This window comes from Streptomyces chumphonensis (assembly GCF_014779715.1).
Classification (GTDB): domain Bacteria; phylum Actinomycetota; class Actinomycetes; order Streptomycetales; family Streptomycetaceae; genus Streptomyces; species Streptomyces chumphonensis.
Genome location: NZ_JACXYU010000004.1, coordinates 110,024 through 132,930, shown reverse-complemented (window position 1 = coordinate 132,930; position 22,907 = coordinate 110,024). Strand labels below are relative to the sequence as shown.

The window sequence follows — 22,907 nt, the reverse complement described above, 5'->3', positions numbered from 1 at the left end:
GGTCGGTATGCTCCCCGGCATGCCCACGCCCCCCGCCCCGCCGCCGTTCCCGGACGGGCCCCCTCCCCCGGAGGGCGGTGACGCCTGCCCGGGTTCGTTGCGGCCGCACACGGCCGACGACGGCCTGCTGGTGCGTGTGCGGATACCGGGCGGCGTCCTCACGACGCGGCAGGCGCAGGTCGCGGCGGACGCGGCGGACCGCCTCGGCGACGGCACGCTGCACCTCACCTCGCGCGGCAACGTCCAACTGCGCGGGCTGCGTTCGGACGGCGTCCGCGAGCTCGCCGGGCTTCTGACGGCGGCCGGACTGCTGCCGTCGGCGCGGCACGAGCGCGTCCGCAACGTGGTGGCCTCACCGCTGTCCGCCCGGGACGGCCGCGGCCACCGGGACGTGCGGCCGTGGCTGCGGGAGCTGGACGCACTTCTGTGCGCGAGCAACTCCGCGCCGGAGCTCTCCGGACGCTTCCTCTTCGCCCTCGACGACGGCCGGGGCGACGTCCTCGCCCTGGGCCCCGATGTGACACTCCTCGCATCCCCGGCGGGCGACGCGGTGCTGTACGTCGCGGACACCGCCGCCGCCCGCGTCCCGGCCGCCGAGGCCCCCCGGGCCGCGCTGCTGGCCGCCGAGACGTTCCTCACCGCCGCCCGCGAGTGCGCCGCCCGCACCTGGCGGGTCACCGAACTGCCCGGCGGGCCCGGGGCACTGGCCCGCGCCCTGCCGCAGCGGCTGCGCGACGCCGGGCTGGCCGCCGCGCCCCCGCCCGCGCCCCGCACGGCGCCCCCGACCGCGCCCCCGGCCGCACCGCCCACCCCCGGCGTCCTCCCCGGCGCCGGTCCGGACGGGCCGGTCACCCTCTCCGTGCACGCCCCCTTCGGCGCGCTGGGCACCGCGCGGTGGCGGGCCCTCGTCGACGCCGCCCGGCTCGGCGACGCCGACGAACTCACCCTCACCCCCTGGCGCGGCGTCCTCGTGCCCGGCCTGCCGCGCGCCCGCGCCGAGGAGGCCGCCGCGCGCCTCGCGGCGGCCGGCCTGGTGACGGACCCGGCCTCGCCGTGGCCCGGGGTCGGCGCCTGCGTCGGCCGCCCCGGCTGCGCCAAGGCGCTGGCCGACGTCCGCGCCGACGCCGCCGCCGCGCTGCCCGACCCCGCGCCCGCCACCCCCGCGGCGTCCGGAACCGGAGGGGTGCCGGTGTACTGGTCGGGCTGCGCGCGCCGGTGCGGTCACCCGCGCGGCGAGCACGTCGACGTGCTCGCCACCGGCGACGGCTACCGCGTCACCGCCCCCGACGGCCACACCGTCCACCTGCCCGCCCCCGCCGCCGGCGGCGCCCCACCGCCCGGCCGGACGGCCGCCGCCCTCGCGGCGGCCCGCGTCGGCACCCGAACCACCGGCGGTTCCGCGACGGGAACCGCCACGAGATGAGCGAGAGCACCGTGTTCGACTACGAGAAGGACGGCGCCGAGATCTACCGGCAGTCCTTTGCCACCATCCGCGCCGAGGCGGACCTCGCGGCCCTGCCGGCCGACGTCGGCCGCGTCGCGGTACGGATGATCCACGCCTGCGGCATGGTCGACCTCGTCCGGGACCTCGCCTACAGCGCCGACGCCGTGGCCGCCGCCCGCGCCGCGCTGCGCGCCGGGGCGCCGATCCTGTGCGACGCGCGGATGGTGGCCAGCGGCGTCACCCGCAAGCGGCTGCCCGCCGACAACGACGTCGTGTGCACGCTGGCCGACCCGGCCGTGCCGGAGCTGGCGGCGCGGCTCGGCACGACGCGCAGCGCCGCCGCCCTGGAGCTGTGGCGCGACCGGCTGGAGGGGGCCGTCGTCGCCGTCGGCAACGCGCCCACCGCACTCTTCCGGCTGCTGGAGATGATCGAGGAGGGCGCGCCGCGCCCGGCGGCCGTCATCGGGGTGCCCGTGGGGTTCATCGGCGCCGCCGAGTCCAAGGAGGCGCTGGCCGGGCACGCCTCCCGGCTGCCGTACCTGGTCGTGCGCGGGCGCCGGGGCGGCAGCGCCATGGCCGCCGCCGCGCTCAACGCCGTCGCGAGCGAGGAAGAGTAGGGCAGTGAGCGAGAACGAGCGCCACCACGAGAGCCAGGACGCGCGGCCCGACACCCGGGGGCGGCTCTACGGCGTCGGGCTCGGACCCGGCGACCCCGCCCTGATGACCGTACGGGCCGTGCGGGTCATCGCCGAGGCCGACGTGATCGCCTACCACAGCGCCCGGCACGGCCGGTCCATCGCCCGCTCCATCGCCGCCGAGCACCTGCGCCCCGACCACATCGAGGAGGCGCTGGTCTACCCCGTCACCACGGAGACCACCGACCACCCCGGCGGCTACCGAGGCGCGATCGACGAGTTCTACGAGCAGGCCGCCGCCCGCCTCGCGGCCCACCTCGACGCGGGCCGCACCGTGGCCGTCCTGGCCGAGGGGGACCCGCTCTTCTACGGCTCCTACATGCACATGCACAAGCGGCTCGCCGACCGCTACCCGACGGAGGTCATCCCCGGCGTGACGTCGGTGAGCGGCGCCGCCGCCCGGCTCGGCACCCCCCTCGCGGAGGCCGAGGAGGTCCTGACGATCCTCCCCGGCACCCTGCCCGAGGAGGAGCTGACCGCCCGCCTGGCCGGGACGGACGCCGCCGTCGTCATGAAGCTAGGCCGCACCTTCCCCACCGTCCGCCGCGCCTTCGAGCGCTCCGGGCGGCTCCCGGAGGCGCACTTCGTGGAGCGGGCGACGATGGCCGGGGAGCGGACGGCGGCCCTGGCCGACGTCGACGCCGACAGCGTCCCGTACTTCTCGCTGGCCGTGCTGCCCAGCCGCATCGGCAACCCGCGACCGCCCGTCGAGTCCGGCGAAGGGTCCGGCGAGGTCGTCGTCGTCGGCACCGGACCGGCCGGCCCGCTGTGGCTGACCCCCGAGACGCGGGGCGCGCTCGCCGCCGCCACCGACCTCGTCGGCTACACCACCTACCTGGACCGGGTGCCCGTCCGGCCGGGCCAGCGGCGGCACGGCTCCGACAACAAGGTGGAGGCGGAGCGCGCCGCGTTCGCGCTCGACCTGGCGCTGCGCGGCCACCGCGTCGCCGTCGTCTCCGGCGGGGACCCCGGCGTCTTCGCCATGGCCACCGCCGTCCTGGAGGCCGCCTCCCAGGAGGAGTACGCGGACGTCCCCGTGCGCGTCCTGCCCGGCGTGACGGCCGCCAACGCCGCCGCCGCCCGCGTCGGCGCGCCCCTCGGCCACGACTACGCCGCCCTCTCCCTCTCCGACCGGCTCAAGCCCTGGGAGGTCATCGCGGAACGCCTGCACGCCGCCGCCTCCGCCGACCTCGTGCTGGCGCTCTACAACCCCGGCTCGCGCAGCCGCACCTGGCAGGTCGGCAAGGCCCGAGAGCTGCTGCTCGAACACCGCGCCCCCGACACCCCCGTCGTCCTGGCCCGGGACGTCGGCGGCCCGGAGGAGAGCGTCCGCGTCGTCCGGCTCGCCGACCTCGACCCGGCCGCCGTGGACATGCGCACCCTCCTGATCGTCGGCTCCTCCCAGACCCGCACCGTGCGCCGGAGCGACGGCGGCGAGGAGGTCGTCTGGACGCCGCGCCGCTACCCGGAGGGGTGAATCCGCTCCAACCACGCGACGGCGGCCTCCGGGCCCTCGGCCACCGGCACGCCCTGCGGCACCGGCGGTCTGCGCACCACGACGACGGGCAGCCCCAGCTCCCGGGCGGCGGCCAGCTTCGGCGCGGTCGCCGCCCCGCCGCTGTCCTTCGTCACCAGGACGTCGACGCGGTGGCGGCGCATCAGGTCCCGCTCCCCGTCGAGCGTGTACGGGCCCCGGTCCAGCAGCACCTCCGAGCGCGGCGGGAGCGGCGGCCCGGGCGGGTCCACGCACCGCACCAGGAACCACGCCTCCGCACACCCGGCGAACGCGGCCAGCCCCATGCGTCCCGTGGTGAGGAAGACCCGGCTCCCCAGGACGGGCGCCAGCCGGGCTGCCTGCTCCAGCGACTCGACGCCGTGCCAGTCGTCCCCCTCGACCGCCACCCACCCGGGACGGCGCACCGCCAGCAGGGGAACATGGGTGAGGGCGGCGGCCTCCGCCGCGTGGAAACTGATCGTCCGGGCGAAGGGATGAGTGGCGTCGATGAGCGCGTCAACGTGGTGCTCGCGCAGCCAGGCCGCGAGGCCGTCCACCCCGCCGAACCCGCCGAGACGGACCTCGCCCGGCGGTCGCCTCGGCCGCTCCACCCGCCCGGCCAGCGACGACGTCACCCGCACACCGGGCACCGCCCCGGCGACCAGCGTCTCCGCGAGCCGACGGGCCTCCGTCGTCCCGCCGAGGATGAGTACGTGCATCGGATCCGTCCATGAGTGAGGCGAGCGGGGGGCGCGAGGCCCAACTCAAGCACACCGGGCTGCGGTCCGGATGGACGACCGGCGCCTGCGCCACGGCCGCCACCACCGCCGCCTACACCGCCCTCCTCACCGGCGACTTCCCCGACCCGGTGACCATCACCCTCCCCAGGGGCCAGACGCCCGCCTTCGCGCTCGCGCTGGAGGCCCTCGGGGACGGCAGCGCCACCGTCGGCGTCGTCAAGGACGCGGGCGACGACCCCGACGTCACCCACGGCGCCCTCGTCCGCGCCACGGTGCGCGCCCTGCCCGCCGGTGCGGGCGTCGTCTTCCGCGCCGGTCCCGGCGTCGGCACCGTCACCCTGCCGGGGCTGCCCCTGGACGTCGGCGAACCGGCCGTCAACCCCGTACCGCGCCGCATGATGCGCGAGCACATCGCGCTCGTCGCCGAGCGCCACGGCGGGACGGGCGACGTGGAGATCACCCTCTCCGTCGACCACGGCGAGGAGCTCGCCCGCTCCACCTGGAACGGCCGCCTCGGCATCCTCGGCGGCCTGTCGATCCTCGGCACCACCGGGATCGTCGTCCCCTACTCCTGCTCCGCCTGGATCGACTCCATCCGGCGCGGCGTCGACGTCGCCCGCGCGGCGGGCCGCACCCACGTCGCGGGCTGCACCGGCTCGACGTCGGAGAAGACCGTCGTCGCCGAGTACGGCCTGCCCGGCGACGCCCTGCTGGACATGGGCGACTTCGCGGGCGCCGTCCTCAAGTACGTCCGCCGCCACCCCGTCCCCCGGCTCACCCTCTGCGGCGGCTTCGCCAAACTCTCCAAGCTCGCCGCGGGCCACCTCGACCTCCACTCCGGCCGCTCACAGGTCGACAAGGGCCTCCTCGCCGACCTGGCCCGCCGGGGCGGCGCGTCCCCGGAGCTGGCCGAGGCCGTCGCCACCGCCAACACCGGCCTCGCCGCCCTCCAGCTCTGCACCGCCGCCGGCGTCCCCCTCGGCGACCTCGTCGCCGCCGAGGCCCGCGACCAGGCCCTCGCCGTCCTGCGCGGCGCCCCGGTCACCGTCGACGTCCTGTGCATCGACCGCGCCGGCACCATCGTCGGCCGCACCCCCGACTGACCCCCGCGCCGCACCGGGCCCTCCGCGCTCCCCCGCGCCCCGCCCGTGCGCCCGTGCCTCCGCCGAGTCCTCTTGCCGGACGCGATCCGCACTGCCACGGTGTCGCCCATGGATTCCTCACAGTTCGACGGATTAGTCCGGAAGGGACCGGTGGACACCCTTCCGATCCCGGACGCGGCGCGGCAGCTCGAAGCCGTCGCCCGCTACGTCGCCCAGGCCCAGGAGGACCTGACCGAGCGGGAGAAGGACGGCGACTCCCCCGCCCTCGACCCCGAGCGGGCCCTCGCCTTCGCCCAGACGGCCGGAGCGATCTCGCTGACGGACGCCCACGGCGACACCGTCGCCGTCGTGGTCTCCCCCGCCGTGCTCGCCGTGCTGGAGGACGCCCTCGGCCTGCTCCAAGGGCGGCTGGACGAGCAGCAGGGCACAGCGGCCCCCCTGACCACCGACGAGCTGCGCGACCAGCTCGACGGACGGATGTCCTCGTGAGCACCCGGGTGGAGTGGGAGCGCGCCGCGAGGAACGCCCTCAACCGGTACGCGAAAGACGATCAGGCCGGCGTGGACCAGGTCCTCGACAGCGTCGACCTCCTGGCCCGGGACCCCCAGCCCTCCGGCGCTCTGGACTGCGGAGGCGGCAAGTACCGCATACACGTCGGCCGTTACCGCGTCTGGTACACGATCAAGCAGCAGAAGCCCGTCGTCATCGCCGTCGACGTGGTCGGCCGCGTGCGCTGACCGCCACGCGGCGCGGAGACGGCGTGAGAGCGGCCTGCCCGGCGGCGGTCAGTCGCCGCAGCGGTCGCGGTCGGCGGAGTAGAGGTGGCTGTCGCGGAACTGGGTGGCCGCGAGCGTCCGGCCGACGATGATCACGGCCGTCCGCACGACCCCCGCGTTCCGCACCTGCTCCGCGATGTCGGCGAGCGTGCCGCGCAGGACGAGCTCGTCGGGCCGGCTGGCCATCGCGACGACGGCCGCCGGGCAGTCGGCGCCGTAGTGCGGCGTCAGCTCCGCGACGACCCGGTCCGCGTACCGCGCGGCCAGGTGCAGCACCAGCAGGGCGCCGCTGCGGCCCAGCGTCGCCAGGTCCTCGCCCTCCGGCATGGCCGTGGCCTGCTGGGCGACGCGGGTGAGGATCACCGTCTGGCCGACCGTCGGCACGGTCAGCTCCCGCTTCAGGGCGGCGGCCGCCGCCGCGAACGCCGGGACGCCCGGCACCACCTCGTACGGCACCCCGGCCGCGTCCAGCCGCCGCATCTGCTCGGCGACCGCGCTGAACACCGACGGGTCGCCCGAGTGCAGCCGCGCGACGTCCGCCCCCTCCGCGTGGGCCCGGACCAGCTCGGCGGTGATCTCGTCCAGGTTCAGCCGCGCGGTGTCCACCAGACGGGCCCCCGGCGGGCACTCGGTCAGCAGCTCCGGCGGCACCAGGCTGCCCGCGTACAGGCAGACCCGGCACGCGGCGAGCGTGCGGGCGCCGCGCAGGGTGATGAGGTCGGCGGCGCCGGGCCCGGCGCCGATGAAGTACACGGTCATGCGGGCAGTTCTCCTGACGGGCGGGGGGACTTGACGACGGCCCACTGGGTGACGGGCATGGCCTGCCGCCACCCGGTGAAGCCGCCGACGGGCACGGCGTGGGCGACGGCCAGCCGGACGAGGTCGCCGCCGTGCCGCCGGTACCGCTCGGCGAGCAGCGCCTCGGACTCCAGCGTCACGGTGTTGGCGACGAGTCGGCCGCCCGCCGGGAGGGCGTCCCAGCAGGCGTCGAGCAGCCCCGGCGTCGTGAGCCCGCCGCCGACGAAGACGGCGTCCGGGACCGGCAGTCCGGCCAGCGCCTCCGGCGCCGTCCCCCGGACGACGCGCAGCCCGGGCACGCCGAGCCGTTCCGCGTTCCGGGCGATGCGGCCGGCCCGCTCCGCGTCCCGTTCCACCGCCACCGCGCGGCACGACGGGTGGGTCCGCATCCACTCGACGCCGACCGAGCCGGACCCGCCGCCCACGTCCCACAGCAGCTCCCCCGGCGCCGGGGCGAGCGCGCCCAGCGTGGCGGCCCGCACGTGCCGCTTGGTGAGCTGGCCGTCGCTCTCGTACGCCCCGTCCGGCAGCCCGGGGACGGCTCCCAGCCGGGGGGTCACGCCGTCCCACCGGCACTCCACACCCACGACGTTCAGCGCGTCGCCGGCCGGGTGCGGCCACGTCTGTGCCGTCCCCTCGACGCGGCGTTCCTCCGCGCCGCCCAGCCGCTCCAGGACGGACATCCGGCTGGGTCCGAAGCCCCGGTCCCGCAGCAGCTCCGCCACCTCGGCGGGGGTCCCCGCGCCGGCGCTGAGCACGAGCACCCGGCGGCCGTCGTGCAGCGCGGCCGCCAGCCGGGCCACCGGCCGTCCCACCGCGGTGACGACCTCCGTGTCCTCCACCGGCCACCCCAGCCGGGCACACGCGTACGCGACGGACGAGGGGTGCGGCAGGACGCGCAGCCGCTCAGCGCCCAGCTCCTCCGTCAGCGCCCGCCCGATGCCGTAGAACAGGGGATCCCCGCTGGCCAGCACGGCGACGCGGCGGTCCGCGTGCGCGGCGAGCACCCCCGGCACGGCGGGTCGCAGCGGCGAGGGCCACACGACCCGCTGCGCCCCGCACTCCGCCGGCAGCAGCCCGAGCTGCCGCGCGCCCCCGACGACGACCTCGGCCTCACGCAACGCGGCCCGCGCCGCCCCGGTCAGTCCGTCCCACCCGTCGGCCCCGATCCCCACGACCGTCACCCCGGACGGTGCCGGACGTGCGGGGAGTGCGCTGCTCACAGCCGTTGCCTTCGGTCTCGGATCGGGGACCCCCGCACTCTACTGACCCCCCACCCGCACCCCGACGACCAGGTCGTTCACCACCCCCCGAGCCGCCGACCGGCCGGGCGTCAGGCCGGGTGGGCGAGGGCGCGTTCCGAGGCGTTGCGGACGACGCGGAACTCGTTGCCCTCCGGGTCGTGGAGGACGGCCCAGCCGGAGCCGTCGGGGCGGCGGCGGTCGTCGGCGAGGGTGGCGCCGAGGACCTCGGCCCAGAAGGCGGCCAGCCGGTAGGGGTCGCGGGAGCCGACGGTGACGGAGTGCACGCGAGAGGTCATGCGGCCACTCTCACCGTCGCCGCGACGTCCTGTCCACGGAGATGCGCGGGCCTCGGTCTCGAGCCCCGCCAGGTCCGGGTGGTCCTGCTCATCGGCGTCTACGTGACGGTCGTCGTCACACCGGCCCTCTGAAGGAGTCCGCCGCCGGGCGCCGTCAAGGCGCACCGGCGGCGGACGTCGCGCGGCGGATCAGAGGTCGAACTCGGCCGGCGGCAGTTCCAGCGTGTGGCACGCCTCGCGGACGACGGCCTGCTCGTCCTTGTCGAAGTTGCCGTCGGCCCCGCCGATGACGATGCCGATCTGGATGACGGCGCGGGCCTCCACCGGCTTCTTCTTCACCTTGCCGATGTCCTGGAGCACGGCGATCCTGCCGAACTCGAAGTCGGCGGTGAGCTTGTCGACGTACGCGTCGAACCGACGGCGCAGTTCGTCGGCGGGGAAGTTCCGCAGCGTGTCGTTGCTCGTGATGAGCGACGCGACGCGCTGCCGCTCCGCCGGGTCGACGGAGCCGTCGGCCGCCGCGACGAGGGCGCACATCGCCATGCTCGCGTCCCGGAAGCCCCCGCTCTTCAGCTCGTTCTTCTTCGTCTCCAGCTGACCCTGCATCTGCTGGGCGGATTCCTTGAGGCGGTCCCACAGTGCCATGGTGGTTCGGTTTCCCTTTCGTCTACGGATGCGCGGTGGTGCCCGGCGGGGTCGCACCCGGTGCCGGGCGGGCGGTTTCAGCCCTCGTCCTCCTCGCCCTCGAAGGCGTCGCCGATCTCGTCGACGACCTCGGCGGCGACCATGCCGCCGACGACACCGACCGCGAGCCCGGCCGCTCCCGCCGCGACGGCCGCTCCCATGCCGGGCCCGGAACGCCCGTGCCCGCCGTGGTGCCCACCGTGGTGCCCGCCGCCGTGGGCCGCGTAGGACGCGCGGGTGTCCACGAGGGCGCGCACCCAGGCGTCGACCTCGGCCGTCCAGTCCCGCTGCTCGACGCCCTCGTGCGGCACGATGTGCCGGTTCAGCGCGTCGCCGCCGCCGGACTGCCCGAACAGGCCGGAGCCGCGCTTGTCGGCCTCCAGGATCACCTCCAGGCCGGCGGGCGAGGCCAGGAACGTCACCTCCAGCTCGTTCAGCGCACCGGCGTACTGGGGCGCCGGGCTGAGCTCGATCTCCTGGTAGAACGGCAACCGCTGTCCGGTGCCGTGGATGTGGCCCAGCTCCAGGTCGGCCGAGGAGAAGCCGAAGCCGAGCTGCCCGAGCGCCTCCAGGACCGCCTCCTGCGCGGGCAGGGGCGCGACGGCCAGCGCGTCCAGGTCGCCCTTGTCCTTGGCGCCGGACACCTCCAGCTCCGTCCGCACGCCGAGGACGACGCCGAGCGACTGGCCGTGGAGCTCCGTCATCGGCGTCTCCCACGGCAGCGTGATCGCGAAGGGGACGGACTGCTCGGCGCCCTCGGCGAGCCGGAACCCGCCCCCGACCGAGACCCGGTCGAACGCGACCGTGCCCTCGGCCTCGCCGTCCTCGTGCTCCGCCTCGACGCGGGCGACGAGTTCGAGGGTGATCTGCTCGACGTCGTAGTCCGCGTTGCCGCCCTTGAGGCGCACCTCACCGCGCAGGGTTCCGCCGGGCAGGGCCGCCTCCGGCTCGAGCACCGTGTCGACCGTGGGCGCACCCACGCCGAGCGACCCGAGTAGCCGCTTGAAAACCATGGGAACAGTCCGCTCCTTCTTCTCTCACTACCTCACGACGCACACGGTGTGCATCGTAGCGATGACGTTAAGTACATGTTCCCGGGTGCGACGCCGCCCACGCGCGGCAGCGCCTTCCCGGTGCTCAACGGCGGCCCTTGAGGCGTTCCACGGCGGCGACGCCCGCGGCGGCGAGACCGACCTGGATGGCCAGTTCGATCCAGTCGATGCCGTCGGTGTCGGCCACGCCCACGGCGGCCGCGACGGCCGTACCGACGAGCGCCGCCAGGACGCCGACCGCGATCGTCAGCAGCACGCCGATGCGCTGGCGGCCGGGCAGGACCAGGCGTCCGAGCACGCCGATGACGACGCCGACGATGAGCGCGGTGATGATTCCCGAGATCTCCATGACCGTCCTTCCTGTACGCGTTCCCCGGTCCGCCTACCCCGTCGGCGGCGTTTGTCCCGGCCGCCGTTCATCTCATTGCGCGTGGGTCAGCCGGGCGATCAGGTCGTCCAGACTCACCAGGCCCAGCAGCCGCCCCTGTTCGTCGCGGATGACGGCCAGCGTGGCGCGGCGCTGGCGCAGCACCTCGATGGCCCGGGCGACCGTGTCCTGCGGGCCGACCTCGGGCACCGGGCGGGCGAGTCCGCGGGCCGTGCGGCCGTGCGCCCCGGCGCGGGCCACGATCGCGTCGCGGGCGTGGACCGAGCCGAGCACCCGGTCGCCGTCGCGGACCAGGAGGCGCGTGCGGTCGTGCGCGGACGCGGTGGCGAGGACCGCGTCGGCGTCGGCGTCGGCCGGGACGGCGTCGATCCGGTCGGCCGGCACCATCAGCGTCCCGACGCGCTCCTGCGGGGCGGTCAGGCTCCGCTTGAGCAGGCCGGAGTCGTCTTGGCTGATGAGGCCGAGGCGCTGGGACTCGGTGATCAGGTGCGTCAGTTGCTCCCGGTTGTGGACGGACGCCAGCTCCTCGCGCGGCGTCACCCGGCACAGCCGCACCAGGCCGTTGCTGATCCTGTTCAGTACCGAGATGAGCGGCCGGACGACCAGCGTGATCCCGCGGAAGGCGGGGGCCAGCAGCATCGCGGAACTCTCCGGGTGCGCGATGGCCCAGGACTTGGGCGCCATCTCGCCGATCACCATGTGGAGGAAGACGACGACGGCCATCGCGAGCACGAAGGCGATGCCGTACGACAACCCGCCGGGCAGGCCCCACGACTCCAGCAGCGGCTCGACGCGGTGGGAGATCGCCGGCTTGGAGATGCTGCCGAGACCCAGGGTGCAGACGGTGATGCCGAGCTGGGCGCCCGCGAGCATCAGCGACAGCTCCCGCATGCCCGCCAGAGCCGCCTTCGCCCCCCGGCGGCCCTGGTCGGCGTAGTGCTCCATGCGGTGGTGCTTCGCGGCGACGAGCGCGAACTCCGCCGCCACGAAGAAGCCGCTGGCGAGGAGCAGCAGGACGGTCACGAAGACAGCGGTCAGCGGACTCATGCGCGCTCCCCCTCGTCCGGCGTGGCGTCCGCCCGGGTCAGCCGGAGACGCTCGGGCACGTGCCGGTCCAGGGACAGCACGTCGACGACGGCCGCACCGCCGGTGGACAGCTCCACCGTCACGCGGTCGCCGATCGTCGGGAACCGGCCGAGCCGGTCGATGACCAGGCCGCCCACCGTCTCGTAGTCCTCGGCCTCGGGGAGGTGGACGCCGGTGGCCTCGGCCACCTCGTCCGGTCGGCGGCCCGCGTCGACGATCCAGCCGTCCCCCTCCGCGAAGGCGGTGAACTCCGGCCGGTCGGACTCGTCGGCGATCTCCCCGACGAGCTCCTCGGCGATGTCCTCGTAGGTGACGATCCCGGCCAGCCCTCCGTGTTCGTCGAGCACGACGGCGAACTCCTCGCCGCGGTCGCGCATCTGCGACACGGCGTCCGGCAGCGGCTGGGTGTCGGGCAGCAGCAGGGCCGGGCGGGCGAGGGCGCCGGCCGTCGTCCCGGCGAGCGCGTCGGCGTCGTGGCGCATCAGTTCCCGCACGCCCACCACGCCGACCACGTCGTCCGGACGGTCCCCGAGCACCGGGTAGTTGCTGTGCCCGTGGCGGGCGATCAGCTCGACCACCTCCGTCGCCGGGGCCCCGGCCGCGATGAACGCGGTGTTGACGCGGGGCACCATGACGGCTCCGGTGTTGCGGTCGCCGAACTCCAGCGCGTGGTCGATCAGGAGGGCGGTGTGGTGCGGCAGGTGGCCCTGCTCGTGCGCGGCCTCGATGAGGTGGCCCAGCTCCTCCAGCGTGGCCCCGTGGTGCAGTTCCTCCACGGGCTCGATACCGATCCGGCGCAGCAGCCGGTTGGCGGCGCTGTCGAAGACGCGGATGGCCGGCCCGGCCACCTTCAGGTACGCGAGCGTGGAGACGGCGAGGGACTTGGCGAGCCGGTCCGGGATCGCCAGCGCCAGGTTCTTGGGGGCGAGTTCACCGACGACCATCTGCAGCGCCGTGGCCAGCACGAACGCCGTCACCAGCGCGATGCCTCCCACCGCCGCGTCCGGCACGCCGATGCCGGTGAGCACGGGGCGCAGCAGCTCGGCCATGGCCGGTTCGGCGAGGAAGCCGACGACCAGGCCCGTGACGGTGATGCCGAGTTGGGCCCCCGAGAGCATGAAAGACAGCCGGCTCAGCACCCGCACGGCGCGGGCGGCGCGCTTGTCGCCGGCCGCGGCCTCGCGTTCCAGGGCCAGCCGGTCGGCGGCGACGTAGGCGAACTCCTGGGCCACGAAGTAGCCGGTGCCGAACGTCAGGACGACGACGGCGAGGAGGCCGAGCCACGCGCTCACGGCTCACCGCCCCCACGCGTCGGTGGGCGGCGGCAGGCCGGGACGGGCCGCCGCCGAGGTCGGGGAGACAAGAAGGGCTCCTACGGTCGCTCGGTGGTCGCTGGTGCGGCAGCCGCACCCCCCGTGGGAATCTACAGCACTGTAGAAGTTGACGGGGAGGGCCGCCGCGCGTCCGACTACGCCGCACCGACGGTAGGCACGGGCCCCGTGCGAAAGGGGTGCCAGGTGACCGACCACCGACGACCCGCCCGGCGTCGCGGCCAGGGCGAACTGGAGGCGCAGGTCCTCCTCGCGCTGCGGCAGGCCCCCGGCCCCGTGAGCGCGGCCTGGGTGCGCGAACGCCTCGGCGGCGACCTCGCCCACACCACCGTCCTCACCATCCTCACCCGGCTGCTGGCCAAGAACGCCGTCAGCCGCGAACGTGTGAGCAGAGCGTTCCTGTGGAGGTGCACCGCTGACGAAGCCGGGCTCGCGGCCCGGCGCATGCGCCACCTCCTCGACGGCGAGGCCGACCGGGAAGCCGTCCTGGCCCGCTTCGTGACCTCCCTGACGGCCGAGGACGAACGCCTCGTCCGCGAACTGCTGAACGAGACGGACGAGGGCCCGGAGGGCTGACCAGATGGGCCTCTTCGTCTTCCTCCCCCTCGTACTGCCGCTGACCGCGTGGCCGATCGCACGCCTCGCCGAACAGCACCTGCACCCCCGGCGCGCCACCCGGCTGCTCGCCTGGCTCAGCGCCGTCATGGCGGTCTGCAGCACGCTCTCCCTCGCCCTCATCATGGTCGTCGGCACGGCGCAACTGCCGCACAACCCGCTGCCCGACGGCTGGTCCGACCCGGAGGTGCGCGAAGCCGTCCCCTACGACGAGGTGGCCGGGGCGGCGGCCATCCCGGCCCTCACGACCGTCACCGTGCTCGGCACGGCGACCCTGTGGCGTCACCACCGGGTCCGGCGCCGCGCCGCCCGGGCCCTGGACCACCTGCCCCGGCGCCCCGTCGCCGTCGTCCGGGACGTGCGGCCCTACGCCTACGCGCTCCCCGGCAGACCGGACCGCGTCGTCGCCTCCACCGGGATGCTCGCCCGCCTCGACTCCGCCGAGCGGCGCGCGCTGTTCGCACACGAACGCGTCCACCTCACCGCACGCCACCACCGCTACCTCCTCACCACCCGGCTCGCCGCCCGGACCAACCCCTTCCTGCGTCCCCTGCACCACGCCGTCGCCTTCGGAGCCGAGCGCTGGGCCGACGAGGAGGCGGCCCGGCTCCTCGGCGACCGCCGTCTCATGGCCCGCGCCGTCGGCAAGGCCGCCCTGGCCGGCCCCCGCAGCCCCGGCCCCACGATCGCCGCTCTCGCCGCCCCCGGCCCGGTGCCCCGCCGCATCGCCGCCCTGCTCGAACCACCCCCCGCACCGGCCGCCTGGCCCGCGCTGTGGACCGCCACGGGACTGGCCGCCTGGACGGCCGCGGCGGGCACCACCGTCTCCGCCCTGGCCTCCGCCAACTCCGCGTTCGCCCTGATCACGCTCCTGCACGCCGCCACCCCGCTGTAGGGGGCGGCCTCCTACAGGACGGCGAGCACGGCGGCCAGCGCCAGCAGCGCACCGCCGACGAGGATGCAGTCCACGGCCCGCCCGATGAGCGCGTACTTGCGCCGCGCCGTCCGGGTCAGCCGGTCCAGCCGGGCGAGCTGCCGCACCGGGTCGTGCGCCGTGGCGAGGAGGTGCTCCGTGGTGAGCTGCGCCGTGTTGCGCGGGCGGACGGCCCGCAGCAGCAGGACGGCGGCGACGGCCAGCACCGCCACCGCACACCCGCCCGCCACCCGGACCGCGACATCCCCCGGCACCTCCTGCGCGGCACCGGCGACGACCGCGAGCAACGCGCCGTCCAGGGCCAGCAGCAGGCTCGCCTTGGTGTCGGCCCGGGCGAAGAGCTGCTGCACGTCGTCCAGCGCCCGGAGGTGCGCGGCGGCGTCCGGGGCGGGCGTCGACGGCGTCGAGGCGGGCGTGGGCGTGGGCTCCGTGGCCACCGGTCAACCTCCTTCGGGACGTTCCGCGTCCGGCACCACCGACGCGACCGCCGGCAGCGCCGGTTCGCCCGCCGGCCGCCGACGCCCCGCCCCCGCCGGGGTCACGGCGTCCGGCGCATGCAGACGCGGGGCCACCGGTCCAGCCCGTGCGCCGCCTCGCGCGCACGGATCTCCCGCAGCCCCGGCGTGAGCTCCCCGTCGGCCAGGCGCACGAACCCGCACCGCTCGTAGTAGGGCGCGTTCCACGGCACCTCCGCGAACGTCGTCAGCGTCAACGCGGGCGCCCCGACGGCCCGGGCCTCACCGGCCAGATGCTCCAGCAGACCCCGCCCGACGCCCCGCCGCGCCCAGGACGGATGGACCGACACCTGCTCGACGTGGACGTTCCCGTCGACCCGGTCCGCGAGCGCGTACGCGACCGGCCGATCCGCTCCGTCGACCGCGACCCAGGCCCCCCCGGCCCGGCGGTAGCGGTCCAACTCCGCCACGGACAGCGGCTCGTCCTCGGCGATCTCGGCCATACCGACGTCCCGGAAGCACCGCCCGGCGGCCCTCTCGATGTCCCGCAGCAGCCCCAGCTCTCCCCGCCGCACCACCCGTACCCGCATGCGTCGATGATGCCGGACGCGGGGCGCGACACGCGAAGGCCCCGGCCCGGACACCTGCTCTCGCCGTTCAGTCCCCGCGTACGACCGCGCGCAGGCGGGCGGCGAAGACGTCGGGGTTCTCGACGAACCCGGTGTGGCCGCCGGGGAACGTCGTCGCCTCGGTGCCCAGCGACCGCGCGAGCGCGCGGGAGGTCCGGTCGCACAGCTGCCCGGCCGAGTCGTCGCCGACACCCACCAGGACCCGGGTGGCGGCCGTGCGCAGGGCCGCCGGGTCAGGCCGCCAGTAGGTGGAGGCACGCATCTCGTGCGCGAACCAGCGCCGCTCGTCCGCCACCTGCCGCGGATCGCGCTCCCCACCGAACATCTGCTCGATCAGGGGCTCGGGCATCGCGATGTCGGCCTGGGCGAAGAACTTCTTCCACGCCCGCGTCACATCCCCGGCGAGGTAGGTGGCGATGAGATCCTCGGTGCCGGCGCGCAGCCGCTCCCGGTCCTCCAGCAGCTCGATCAGCGGCGGCTCGTGGGCGACGACGGTGTGCACCAGGTCGGGACGGGTCTGGACGAGGGCCAGCACGCTGACCGCGCCGCCGCTGGAGCCCACCGCCACGGCCGGTCCCGAGCCGACGTGGGCGATCAGCCGAGCCAGGTCGTCGGCGCGCAGTGGGGGTGTCGACTCCTGCTCGGGGTCGTCGAGGCTGCTGCGGTTGATGCCGCGTGGGTCGGTGGTGAGCACGGTGTGGTCGGTGGCGAGCAGTTCGGCCAGCGGGGCGAAGGCTGCCGCGTCCATCGGGGCACCGGCCAACACGATGAGAGGACCCTCGCCGCGCACCTCGTAGTGCAGGCGTGCACCGGGCACCGTGAGGGAACCGGCGGAAGCGGTGTCGGTCGGGTGAGTCGTCATGCGGTCTCCGGATGAGGCGGTGATGTCTCTGTCGATGAGGTGGACTCCCCGAACGGCGAGAACTCATCGGAGCCCACAGCCCCGACCCACGACGGCCTTCGAGCCCGGCACCGGGCAGGACGGCTCACCCTGACCGGTGGGCCCGCCACCGCGTGCCCTCTCCCGACAGCGGTCTCGACGCACGTGGCCGGTCAACGGCGGCACACCAGGCCGGCAGACACCCCTCCAGCGGCCCAGGAACGCAAGGAGCCCCACCTCAGGCGGTGCTGAGCTGGGGCTTGTCGGTAGGCCGTGTGGGACTCGAACCCACAACCAATGGATTAAAAGTCCCCAAGACGGGCTCGATGTCCGATACCAACCAGTACCGTCCCATCCCATCCAGTACCAACGGGTCCCACATAAGCCCTGATCACAGGGCATTGGCACTGGACGCGAATACCAACTCGTACCATCCAGTCCCACCCCGTACCAACGCATTCGGCCGAGCAATGGCCGAGCAGAAAGCCCCCCGTCACCTGCGGAAACGAGGGGCTCACATCAGCCTCCAGAGTACCGCGCACCACGCCGGGACAGCAGGGCTGCGGCATCACTTCACCAGACGGGGAAGTGACACGGGGACGGCCTCCCAGCAAGGGCACCCGCAGTGTGGGCCCCCCTGGGCCACGTCACACCTCCGCGCCCTGGCCACTCGCCTTCCGGGCACGCGGCACAGCCGCCGCCGACCGCTCGGCGAGGTCCTCCTCGTACTCCTGGAACAGCTCCATGTACGTGTCCGACGTCAACGCGATCGTGTCGTGCCGCAGCTTCACCTTCGCGTCGTGGATGTCCCCACCGCCGGCCTTCACCAAGGCCGCCGCCACGTGCCGCAGGTCGCGCAGGTTGATGGGCGGCAGCCCGGCCTCGGCCACCAGCCTGTCGAACTCCCGGCTCAGCACATCCGGGTGCAGCCACCGGCCATCCTCGGCCGTGAACATGTTCCCCGTGTCGACCCAGTCCGCGACGTCCTCGCCCGCGGCCCGCTGCTCGGCCGCCCGCGCGTTCCAGGCGTCCCGCTCGGCGAGCTGGCGGGCGCGGTGCGCCTGGAGCACGTCGACCGTCCCGGTGTCGAGCTGGATCTCCGCCGCGCTGCCCTCGGTCTTCGGGTCGGTCTGGAGCATCGTGTACCCGTCGACGACGATCTCCCGCACGACGCGGATACGGCGCCGCTGCGGGCTGAAGTGCTCCCACTCCTGGCCGCAGCACTCTGCCCGGCGCAGTCCGTGCAGAGCGGTCAGGTGGTACGCCGCGTACAGCCGGTGCCCCTCCGCGTGGTCGAGGAACGCCCCGAGCTGTTCCGGGGTCCACACCATCACCAAGCCGGGCTTCTCCCCCGTCTCCCTCCACCTGGCTATGCGCTCCTCGGTCCACAGCATTCCCTTCGACCGGCGCCGGGCGGCCAGCTCCACGCTTTCCGCCGCGTTGTAGGTGATGAGCTGCTGCTTGACCGCTCGCCGCAGAGCGGCGTTGAGGGTGCGGCGGATGGCGTGCAGGGAGGCGGGGCCCGTGACCTTCCGGTACGGCGGCATCGCGGCCAGTTTCGCGCGCTCCAGCTCCAGCCGGGCCCGTTCGTGGGCTGGCGGGCGACCGGGCTTGGTCCACTTCGAGCGGGCGGCCTGCTCTCGCCTGGCCTGGTTCTCTGCGGCTACGGTCTGCGCGTCGTCGAGGATGGCGTCGAACATGTCGGCGAGGTGCTCGGCGTTCAGCCTGTCGAGTCTCAGGTGCCCGATGCGCGGCTTGAGGTGCACGCGAATGTGTGACGCGTAGCCGTTCGTGGTGGTCTTCCGTGTCTTCTTCCTCGCCAGCCACGTGTCGAGCCACTGTCCGACGGTCATGCGGCCGTCGAGGACTACACCGACTCCGAGCTTGCGTTCCACCTCTCCGACCGTGGGCAGGGGCGTGCGGTCGGCGGCGATGGCCGCGAGGTAGTCACCGACACGCCGCTGATCGTCCTCGTCGTCCCCGGCGAGGTCGATGATGGAGCGGATTCGGTCCAGGTCGGCCTGGGCTTCCTTGACGGTGGGGTAGCCGGTCCGACGGAAGCGTCGCCGCTTCCCGTTGGCGTCGGGTGGAAGCTCTTGGTGGATCTCGTGGCTTCCGTGCGACCGGCTGCTGAGCTTCGGGCACGCCGCGCCCCTGCGCTTGCCGTCCGCGCCACGACACTCACAGCGCCTGCGGACGCCGCCCCCGCGGCGAGTTGTAGACACGATGAGGCTCCGTTTCGCCACAATCAGCCATCAGTCTGAGAATGTTTATCGTCGCGCTTGGCCAGTATTTCTCCCCACTGCTCTAGACCTACCAGGGTTCTATAGGGGTCCGACATCATCTCAATGGTGACGTTTTCTGGGTAAGGATGAACGTCCGGGAATGGGATCGGCTGCGGAAGCAGGCCAGGAAATCCCGCTCGAAGGGTCTCCACCCAACCCTTAGTGTGCTCCTCCCCCTCCCTGCGGGACTGAAAATGCTGTTCAGCCGCACTTCGAAAAGAGGCGGAAATCGCCGGGTCATCTGCCTCTACGGCCCTCCTCTGGAGTTCATAGCCCTCCACCTCAGTCCTCTTCATGCGATCCTTGGCCTGCAAAAGTTGACGCATGTAAAACAATGCCGTCTTCATGATCGCCGCGACTGTACTCATTCTAATTGACGGCAACGGGATTTCGCCGCTAATCCATTGAATCCCATGGACCGGATGCGCGTGGACGCCGGGGACCACCTCGACCTCCTCAACGTATCCAGCCGGGTAAATCAGTGCACCTGGCGCCACCTCTAGAGCGTGAGCCAGCATCAACACTTCAGCCACGGATACATTTGTGCGGCGTCCGTTCTCGATGTTGGAGAGCACTGTTCGAGGAATAGGCATCCCCAGTTCCGCGCATCGATCGGAGAGCCTCTGCGCGCTCCAACCCTTCGCAGCGCGGTGCCGGCGGACCTCGCCCGCGATGCTCCTGCCAACTCGTGTCGCCCAGTCCTGTTGCTTCATGGTGACCCAACCTAGGGCACCGGTTGCACCGTGTCGACTCGTACCGTACAGTCCGAGCCACGCCGAGCCTTCTCGGCTCAAAACAGCAAGGAGTTGCGCCAAAATGGCTCAAAGCTCGACTGTTCGACGAGGGGGACTTGCTGTCTCTCAGGCACTCGAACTGCCGGTCATGTTCGACGTCTGGCCGACGGTGGGGGAAGCCCTCGGAATCGGCCGCACTTCCACCTACGCCCTCGCCAGGGACAACGCGTTGCCCATACCGACCGTCCGGGTCGGCCGACAGCTCCGCGCCCGACGCAGCGACCTCTTGCACTTCCTCGGCATCACCGAGGAGAGCGACGGCGACGCCGGGGAGAGCTGCCAGGCCGCTCCCGACGCCGCCGCCTGAGTCACCTCTCGATACCAGCTTCAACCAGCAAAAACGGCGATGCGGGGCTGCTGCCAGGCCACCCCATTGCACCGCCGTCGAAAGGATCCTCATGCCCGATTCTGCCAGGACGGCAATGACGCCGTCGACCCGACCCGTACAGCGCACCCCCCACACGGCCGAGCCGGTCACCTTCACCGCCATCAGCTTCGAGCCGAAGGTGTTCAGCAGCTTCGACCACGGCCCCGCCGGGCTGCACATCGCTCACGACCCCCGCGTCACCAGCAGCGACACCGCCCTGGGCTACGCACAGGTCTTCATCCGCACGTGGAACGCACGCAGCGGCACCATCTCCAGCGGCGGGTTCTTCATCAAGGCCCCGATCCCCGCCGGCCAGCCCCCGCTCCACGCCACCCTCCTCCCCGGCGGACTCCTCTGCATCGTCCTCGACGAGGACCGTCTGTCGGTCGACGACGCCATGCACGTCATCCGTCTCGTCCAGTCCGAAGCCCGCGTGCAGCAGGAGGCCCGGCCGTGAGCATCACCCACACCGAGCAGCAGACCAGCCAGGGCGAGCGGACCGCGCTCGTCTCCGTCCGCGGCAAGGCCACCGAGATCGCCTGCCCCAGCTGGTGCACCGTTGACCACACCGCCAAGGGCGTCGCCGCCATCGAGGACGTGTTCCACACCGGTGAGTGCCGCTCGGTGCTGTTCACCGGGCACGGCGGCGAGCAGCGTGGCTCGCTGCTCGCGGAGCTGTGGCAGGCCCCGTTCGCCCGCGACACCGCCCCGAAGTTGACCGTCTCCACCGACCAGGACGACGACTGCCACGAGCTCGACGCGGACGCCACGGACCAGCTCGCCGCCGACCTGGAGGCGCACGCCGCGTGGCTGCGATCGCAAGCCGCCGTCCTGCGGGGCACCCGTCCCGCCCTGACCGGCACCGGCTCGTGCCACGCGCACCGCTGGTGCACGGCGACCGGGGATCACCAGGAGCACACCAGCCCCATGGTGAAGTTCCCCCACCCGGACGGTTCGAGCGGCGTCGTCGTCGACGCCTACCTGTTCGCGGAGGACGGCGGGACCGGCCCGGTGGTGGCGTTCTGCGACGCCGACCTGACGCCCGCCCAGACCCGCGCGGCCGTGGCCGACATGCGGGCCTGGCTCGTCAAGGTCGAGGCCCTGGCCGACACCCTCGACGGGGAGGCGCCGGCGTGAGCACCTTCCACGAGTTCGCCGCCATGGTCGCCCACCGGCACGACCCGCACCTCCTCGACGAAGGCCCCGACGAGCAGGCCGCCCGCATCGCCCAGCGGCTCGCCGCCTTCCACGCCACCACCCCGCTCGCCCCGGCCGGCGACACCGTCATCGACCTCGCCGGGTTCGGCACCGCGCCGATGCGGTTCGTCACGGCCGACGACGGCGGCTACGTGCTGCTGTCCGACGTCGCCGACGCCCTCGGCTGGGCCCTCCACACGGCCCACGCCTGGGCCGACAACGAGTACGAGTACGCCCTCCGCGACCAGCGCCACGCCGACGAGGCACGCGGCGACGGGCGCCTGGGCTACGAGTACATGCGCGGCGTCGTCGACCTCGGCGTGTGGATGAGCATCGCGAACCCCGAGGCCAAGCCCGACGGGCTCGGGAAGCGGTGGAGCACCGCCGGGGACTGGCTCGTCTCCCGCGACCGGCTGCCCGCCCTGCTGCTGTGCAGCCCCTGGGGCCACGAGTTCGCGAACAACACCATGCCCCACTGGGCGCACACCATGCGCAAGGTCTACGGCGAGGAGCTGCGCGGCGTGGCCGCCTACAACTCGGAGGGGCAGGTGATCGGCAACGCCCACGACGACCTGTTCCGCTCCGACCTGTCCGCGGAAGAGGCCCTGCGCCGCGCCCGCCGCGGCCCCGCCCTCGACCCCGAGGAGGGACAGCTGTGACGCCGCGCGTCCTCGGGCTGGACGGCAAGTCCTACCCCGCCCAGAACAGCCCCCAGATCCGGGCTCGCCTCTTCAGCCGCGTCCACTACCTGCGGCACACCGAGTGCCTGTCCCTGCGGCAGATCCTCGACCGCGTCGAGTCCGAGCACGGCGTTCGCCGATCCGTCGGCTGGGTCTCGGGCGTGCTCCGCACCCCCTGCACCTGGTGCGTTCAGGTGGCGCAAAACCGAACCCCTGAACAGCAGGACGGAGGGCCGATCTGATGCCGACCCCGCAGGAGACGTTCTGGTCCGACCAGACCCTCGCGGCGGTGCGCGACGCCGCCCGCGACCCGAAGCTGCTGCCCGTCGCCGTGGTCGCCGCCCCCGACAACACCCGCTGTTCGTGGTGTGACTGCGACGACTCTGAGGACTCGCCGCACAACCGGCCCGGGTACCGCTGCGCGGGCTGCCCCGAGACCGCCATGTCCGTCGTCGCCGTCCACTCCGGCCCGCACCGCCGCTACGACTACCCGGCGTGCGACCGGCACCGCGACGACATCATCACCACCCTCGTCCGTGCCACGGGAGGACGGCCATGACGACACCCGACCCGACCTTCCCCCACCCGCAGGTGCACCTCGTCATCGAGATCGACCTGCGCGGCCCCACCGAGGACATGACGCACAAGCTCCGCGAGCAGACCCGGCGAGCCATCCCCGACGGCGCCGACGTCGAGGTGTTCCTCGGCGACCAGTACCCGCCCCTCGGGCTCGGCCGGCTCATCGCGTCCGCCTGCTACTTCTCGGCCCGCTCCATCGCCGTCCGCGCCCCGGCCAGCAACCGCATGGCCCGGCACGTCGCCGGTGAGATCGACCAGCACGCGCGCGAGTTCCGGCAGCTCCACGGCGCCTGGCCCCGCATGACCGGCTGACGCCAGCCAAGGGGAGGGCGCCCCCGGGCGCCCTCCCCGCACCGGGAC

The 22,907-nt window shown here is 74.0% G+C and carries 29 protein-coding genes; 15 read left to right on the top strand and 14 right to left on the bottom strand.

Annotated elements, in window-relative coordinates:
* The first annotated feature begins 19 nt into the window (after positions 1 to 19).
* The 3 genes from cobG (at position 20) to cobJ (ending at position 3,616) form a co-directional block, all read left to right on the top strand.
* Entirely contained in the window at positions 20 to 1,423 is a 1,404-nt protein-coding gene (gene cobG, locus IF129_RS10525) for a precorrin-3B synthase (protein ID WP_224754733.1), read from the top strand.
* A complete protein-coding gene (locus IF129_RS10520) occupies positions 1,420 to 2,061 on the top strand; it encodes a precorrin-8X methylmutase (protein WP_191209296.1) in 642 nt (213 codons plus the stop codon). The genes cobG and IF129_RS10520 overlap by 4 nt, the downstream gene beginning before the upstream one ends.
* A gap of 103 nt (positions 2,062 to 2,164) precedes the next feature.
* Entirely contained in the window at positions 2,165 to 3,616 is a 1,452-nt protein-coding gene (gene cobJ / locus IF129_RS10515; RefSeq protein WP_381480878.1) for a precorrin-3B C(17)-methyltransferase, read from the top strand.
* On the opposite strand, the gene IF129_RS10510 is transcribed toward cobJ, so the two are convergent.
* A complete protein-coding gene (locus tag IF129_RS10510; protein ID WP_191209295.1) occupies positions 3,601 to 4,353 on the bottom strand; it encodes a cobalt-precorrin-6A reductase in 753 nt (250 codons plus the stop codon). The two genes, cobJ and IF129_RS10510, sit on opposite strands and share 16 nt — an antisense overlap.
* Before the next feature lie 11 nt (positions 4,354 to 4,364).
* Between IF129_RS10510 and IF129_RS10505 the strand changes: the two genes are divergently transcribed.
* The 3 genes from IF129_RS10505 to IF129_RS10495 all read left to right on the top strand — a co-directional run bounded on the left by IF129_RS10505 (position 4,365) and on the right by IF129_RS10495 (position 6,214).
* Positions 4,365 to 5,477, top strand: a complete 1,113-nt coding sequence (locus IF129_RS10505) for a cobalt-precorrin-5B (C(1))-methyltransferase (protein ID WP_191209294.1) — start codon at positions 4,365 to 4,367, stop codon at positions 5,475 to 5,477.
* Positions 5,478 to 5,585: 108 nt separating this feature from the next.
* Positions 5,586 to 5,966, top strand: coding sequence for a hypothetical protein (locus IF129_RS10500; protein WP_191209293.1), 381 nt, complete (start codon positions 5,586 to 5,588; stop codon positions 5,964 to 5,966).
* On the top strand, positions 5,963 to 6,214 hold the full coding sequence (locus tag IF129_RS10495; protein WP_191209292.1) for a type II toxin-antitoxin system RelE family toxin: 252 nt from the start codon (positions 5,963 to 5,965) through the stop codon (positions 6,212 to 6,214). The genes IF129_RS10500 and IF129_RS10495 overlap by 4 nt, the downstream gene beginning before the upstream one ends.
* A gap of 48 nt (positions 6,215 to 6,262) precedes the next feature.
* Here IF129_RS10495 and cobM read toward each other — a convergent pair whose 3' ends face one another.
* From cobM to IF129_RS10455, 8 genes are all read right to left on the bottom strand, one after another.
* On the bottom strand, positions 6,263 to 7,012 hold the full coding sequence (gene cobM, locus IF129_RS10490; RefSeq protein ID WP_191209291.1) for a precorrin-4 C(11)-methyltransferase: 750 nt from the start codon (positions 7,010 to 7,012) through the stop codon (positions 6,263 to 6,265).
* Positions 7,009 to 8,274, bottom strand: a complete 1,266-nt coding sequence (cbiE, locus tag IF129_RS10485; RefSeq protein ID WP_318153652.1) for a precorrin-6y C5,15-methyltransferase (decarboxylating) subunit CbiE — start codon at positions 8,272 to 8,274, stop codon at positions 7,009 to 7,011. The genes cobM and cbiE overlap by 4 nt, the downstream gene beginning before the upstream one ends.
* A 110-nt stretch (positions 8,275 to 8,384) precedes the next feature.
* A complete protein-coding gene (locus IF129_RS27075) occupies positions 8,385 to 8,591 on the bottom strand; it encodes a VOC family protein (RefSeq protein WP_345602169.1) in 207 nt (68 codons plus the stop codon).
* Positions 8,592 to 8,780: 189 nt separating this feature from the next.
* A complete protein-coding gene (locus IF129_RS10475; RefSeq protein WP_191209289.1) occupies positions 8,781 to 9,236 on the bottom strand; it encodes a tellurite resistance TerB family protein in 456 nt (151 codons plus the stop codon).
* Positions 9,237 to 9,313: 77 nt separating this feature from the next.
* A complete protein-coding gene (locus IF129_RS10470) occupies positions 9,314 to 10,288 on the bottom strand; it encodes a sporulation protein (RefSeq protein WP_191209288.1) in 975 nt (324 codons plus the stop codon).
* Positions 10,289 to 10,412: 124 nt separating this feature from the next.
* Entirely contained in the window at positions 10,413 to 10,676 is a 264-nt protein-coding gene (locus IF129_RS10465) for a GlsB/YeaQ/YmgE family stress response membrane protein (protein ID WP_191209287.1), read from the bottom strand.
* A 72-nt stretch (positions 10,677 to 10,748) separates the two neighbouring features.
* A complete protein-coding gene (locus tag IF129_RS10460; protein WP_191209286.1) occupies positions 10,749 to 11,762 on the bottom strand; it encodes a hemolysin family protein in 1,014 nt (337 codons plus the stop codon).
* Complete coding sequence (locus IF129_RS10455; protein WP_191209285.1) at positions 11,759 to 13,093, bottom strand: hemolysin family protein; 1,335 nt, start codon at positions 13,091 to 13,093, stop codon at positions 11,759 to 11,761. Before IF129_RS10455 ends, IF129_RS10460 begins: the two co-directional genes overlap by 4 nt.
* A gap of 225 nt (positions 13,094 to 13,318) precedes the next feature.
* Between IF129_RS10455 and IF129_RS10450 the strand changes: the two genes are divergently transcribed.
* Positions 13,319 to 13,708 carry a BlaI/MecI/CopY family transcriptional regulator gene (locus tag IF129_RS10450; protein WP_191209284.1) on the top strand — a complete coding sequence of 130 codons (390 nt, stop codon included), beginning with the start codon at positions 13,319 to 13,321 and terminating at the stop codon, positions 13,706 to 13,708.
* A 4-nt stretch (positions 13,709 to 13,712) separates the two neighbouring features.
* On the top strand, positions 13,713 to 14,642 hold the full coding sequence (locus IF129_RS10445; protein ID WP_191209283.1) for a M56 family metallopeptidase: 930 nt from the start codon (positions 13,713 to 13,715) through the stop codon (positions 14,640 to 14,642).
* Positions 14,643 to 14,653: 11 nt separating this feature from the next.
* Here the strand turns inward: IF129_RS10445 and IF129_RS10440 are convergent, their stop codons facing one another.
* From IF129_RS10440 to IF129_RS10420, 5 genes are all read right to left on the bottom strand, one after another.
* Positions 14,654 to 15,118 (bottom strand): integral membrane plasmid transfer protein, encoded by a 465-nt coding sequence (locus tag IF129_RS10440; RefSeq protein WP_191209282.1) that lies wholly within the window; start codon positions 15,116 to 15,118, stop codon positions 14,654 to 14,656.
* Positions 15,119 to 15,219: 101 nt separating this feature from the next.
* The gene (locus tag IF129_RS10435) at positions 15,220 to 15,726 is read right to left on the bottom strand and encodes a GNAT family N-acetyltransferase (RefSeq protein ID WP_191209281.1); all 507 of its coding nucleotides are present in this window, start codon (positions 15,724 to 15,726) and stop codon (positions 15,220 to 15,222) included.
* A gap of 67 nt (positions 15,727 to 15,793) precedes the next feature.
* Positions 15,794 to 16,627, bottom strand: a complete 834-nt coding sequence (locus tag IF129_RS10430) for an alpha/beta fold hydrolase (protein ID WP_191209280.1) — start codon at positions 16,625 to 16,627, stop codon at positions 15,794 to 15,796.
* Positions 16,628 to 17,292: 665 nt separating this feature from the next.
* Positions 17,293 to 18,870, bottom strand: coding sequence for a site-specific integrase (locus IF129_RS10425; protein WP_191209279.1), 1,578 nt, complete (start codon positions 18,868 to 18,870; stop codon positions 17,293 to 17,295).
* A gap of 23 nt (positions 18,871 to 18,893) precedes the next feature.
* Positions 18,894 to 19,643 (bottom strand): helix-turn-helix domain-containing protein, encoded by a 750-nt coding sequence (locus IF129_RS10420; protein ID WP_191209278.1) that lies wholly within the window; start codon positions 19,641 to 19,643, stop codon positions 18,894 to 18,896.
* A 169-nt stretch (positions 19,644 to 19,812) separates the two neighbouring features.
* Between IF129_RS10420 and IF129_RS10415 the strand changes: the two genes are divergently transcribed.
* From IF129_RS10415 to IF129_RS10385, 7 genes are all read left to right on the top strand, one after another.
* On the top strand, positions 19,813 to 20,031 hold the full coding sequence (locus IF129_RS10415; protein ID WP_191209277.1) for a helix-turn-helix domain-containing protein: 219 nt from the start codon (positions 19,813 to 19,815) through the stop codon (positions 20,029 to 20,031).
* A gap of 115 nt (positions 20,032 to 20,146) precedes the next feature.
* Complete coding sequence (locus IF129_RS10410; protein WP_191209276.1) at positions 20,147 to 20,548, top strand: hypothetical protein; 402 nt, start codon at positions 20,147 to 20,149, stop codon at positions 20,546 to 20,548.
* Complete coding sequence (locus IF129_RS10405) at positions 20,545 to 21,228, top strand: DUF6907 domain-containing protein (protein WP_191209275.1); 684 nt, start codon at positions 20,545 to 20,547, stop codon at positions 21,226 to 21,228. The genes IF129_RS10410 and IF129_RS10405 overlap by 4 nt, the downstream gene beginning before the upstream one ends.
* The gene (locus IF129_RS10400; RefSeq protein WP_191209274.1) at positions 21,225 to 21,947 is read left to right on the top strand and encodes a hypothetical protein; all 723 of its coding nucleotides are present in this window, start codon (positions 21,225 to 21,227) and stop codon (positions 21,945 to 21,947) included. Before IF129_RS10405 ends, IF129_RS10400 begins: the two co-directional genes overlap by 4 nt.
* The gene (locus IF129_RS10395; RefSeq protein ID WP_191209273.1) at positions 21,944 to 22,210 is read left to right on the top strand and encodes a hypothetical protein; all 267 of its coding nucleotides are present in this window, start codon (positions 21,944 to 21,946) and stop codon (positions 22,208 to 22,210) included. Before IF129_RS10400 ends, IF129_RS10395 begins: the two co-directional genes overlap by 4 nt.
* Positions 22,210 to 22,527 (top strand): hypothetical protein, encoded by a 318-nt coding sequence (locus IF129_RS10390; protein ID WP_224754732.1) that lies wholly within the window; start codon positions 22,210 to 22,212, stop codon positions 22,525 to 22,527. Before IF129_RS10395 ends, IF129_RS10390 begins: the two co-directional genes overlap by 1 nt.
* The gene (locus IF129_RS10385) at positions 22,524 to 22,859 is read left to right on the top strand and encodes a hypothetical protein (RefSeq protein ID WP_191209272.1); all 336 of its coding nucleotides are present in this window, start codon (positions 22,524 to 22,526) and stop codon (positions 22,857 to 22,859) included. The genes IF129_RS10390 and IF129_RS10385 overlap by 4 nt, the downstream gene beginning before the upstream one ends.
* Positions 22,860 to 22,907 lie beyond the last annotated feature (48 nt).

Excerpts from the sequence above, each read along its gene's own strand:
- cobG (WP_224754733.1), top strand. The coding sequence starts at position 20 with ATGCCCACGCCCCCCGCCCCGCCGCCGTTCCCGGACGGGCCCCCTCCC.
- IF129_RS10465 (WP_191209287.1), bottom strand. The coding sequence starts at position 10,676 with ATGGAGATCTCGGGAATCATCACCGCGCTCATCGTCGGCGTCGTCATC.
- IF129_RS10420 (WP_191209278.1), bottom strand. The coding sequence starts at position 19,643 with ATGAAGCAACAGGACTGGGCGACACGAGTTGGCAGGAGCATCGCGGGC.
- IF129_RS10415 (WP_191209277.1), top strand. The coding sequence starts at position 19,813 with ATGTTCGACGTCTGGCCGACGGTGGGGGAAGCCCTCGGAATCGGCCGC.
- IF129_RS10445 (WP_191209283.1), top strand. The coding sequence starts at position 13,713 with ATGGGCCTCTTCGTCTTCCTCCCCCTCGTACTGCCGCTGACCGCGTGG.
- IF129_RS10475 (WP_191209289.1), bottom strand. The coding sequence starts at position 9,236 with ATGGCACTGTGGGACCGCCTCAAGGAATCCGCCCAGCAGATGCAGGGT.
- IF129_RS10435 (WP_191209281.1), bottom strand. The coding sequence starts at position 15,726 with ATGCGGGTACGGGTGGTGCGGCGGGGAGAGCTGGGGCTGCTGCGGGAC.
- cobM (WP_191209291.1), bottom strand. The coding sequence starts at position 7,012 with ATGACCGTGTACTTCATCGGCGCCGGGCCCGGCGCCGCCGACCTCATC.
- IF129_RS27075 (WP_345602169.1), bottom strand. The coding sequence starts at position 8,591 with ATGACCTCTCGCGTGCACTCCGTCACCGTCGGCTCCCGCGACCCCTAC.
- IF129_RS10470 (WP_191209288.1), bottom strand. The coding sequence starts at position 10,288 with ATGGTTTTCAAGCGGCTACTCGGGTCGCTCGGCGTGGGTGCGCCCACG.
- IF129_RS10510 (WP_191209295.1), bottom strand. The coding sequence starts at position 4,353 with ATGCACGTACTCATCCTCGGCGGGACGACGGAGGCCCGTCGGCTCGCG.
- IF129_RS10505 (WP_191209294.1), top strand. The coding sequence starts at position 4,365 with ATGAGTGAGGCGAGCGGGGGGCGCGAGGCCCAACTCAAGCACACCGGG.
- IF129_RS10520 (WP_191209296.1), top strand. The coding sequence starts at position 1,420 with ATGAGCGAGAGCACCGTGTTCGACTACGAGAAGGACGGCGCCGAGATC.
- cobJ (WP_381480878.1), top strand. The coding sequence starts at position 2,165 with ATGACCGTACGGGCCGTGCGGGTCATCGCCGAGGCCGACGTGATCGCC.
- IF129_RS10430 (WP_191209280.1), bottom strand. The coding sequence starts at position 16,627 with ATGACGACTCACCCGACCGACACCGCTTCCGCCGGTTCCCTCACGGTG.
- IF129_RS10385 (WP_191209272.1), top strand. The coding sequence starts at position 22,524 with ATGACGACACCCGACCCGACCTTCCCCCACCCGCAGGTGCACCTCGTC.
- IF129_RS10460 (WP_191209286.1), bottom strand. The coding sequence starts at position 11,762 with ATGAGTCCGCTGACCGCTGTCTTCGTGACCGTCCTGCTGCTCCTCGCC.
- IF129_RS10390 (WP_224754732.1), top strand. The coding sequence starts at position 22,210 with ATGCCGACCCCGCAGGAGACGTTCTGGTCCGACCAGACCCTCGCGGCG.
- IF129_RS10500 (WP_191209293.1), top strand. The coding sequence starts at position 5,586 with ATGGATTCCTCACAGTTCGACGGATTAGTCCGGAAGGGACCGGTGGAC.
- IF129_RS10410 (WP_191209276.1), top strand. The coding sequence starts at position 20,147 with ATGACGCCGTCGACCCGACCCGTACAGCGCACCCCCCACACGGCCGAG.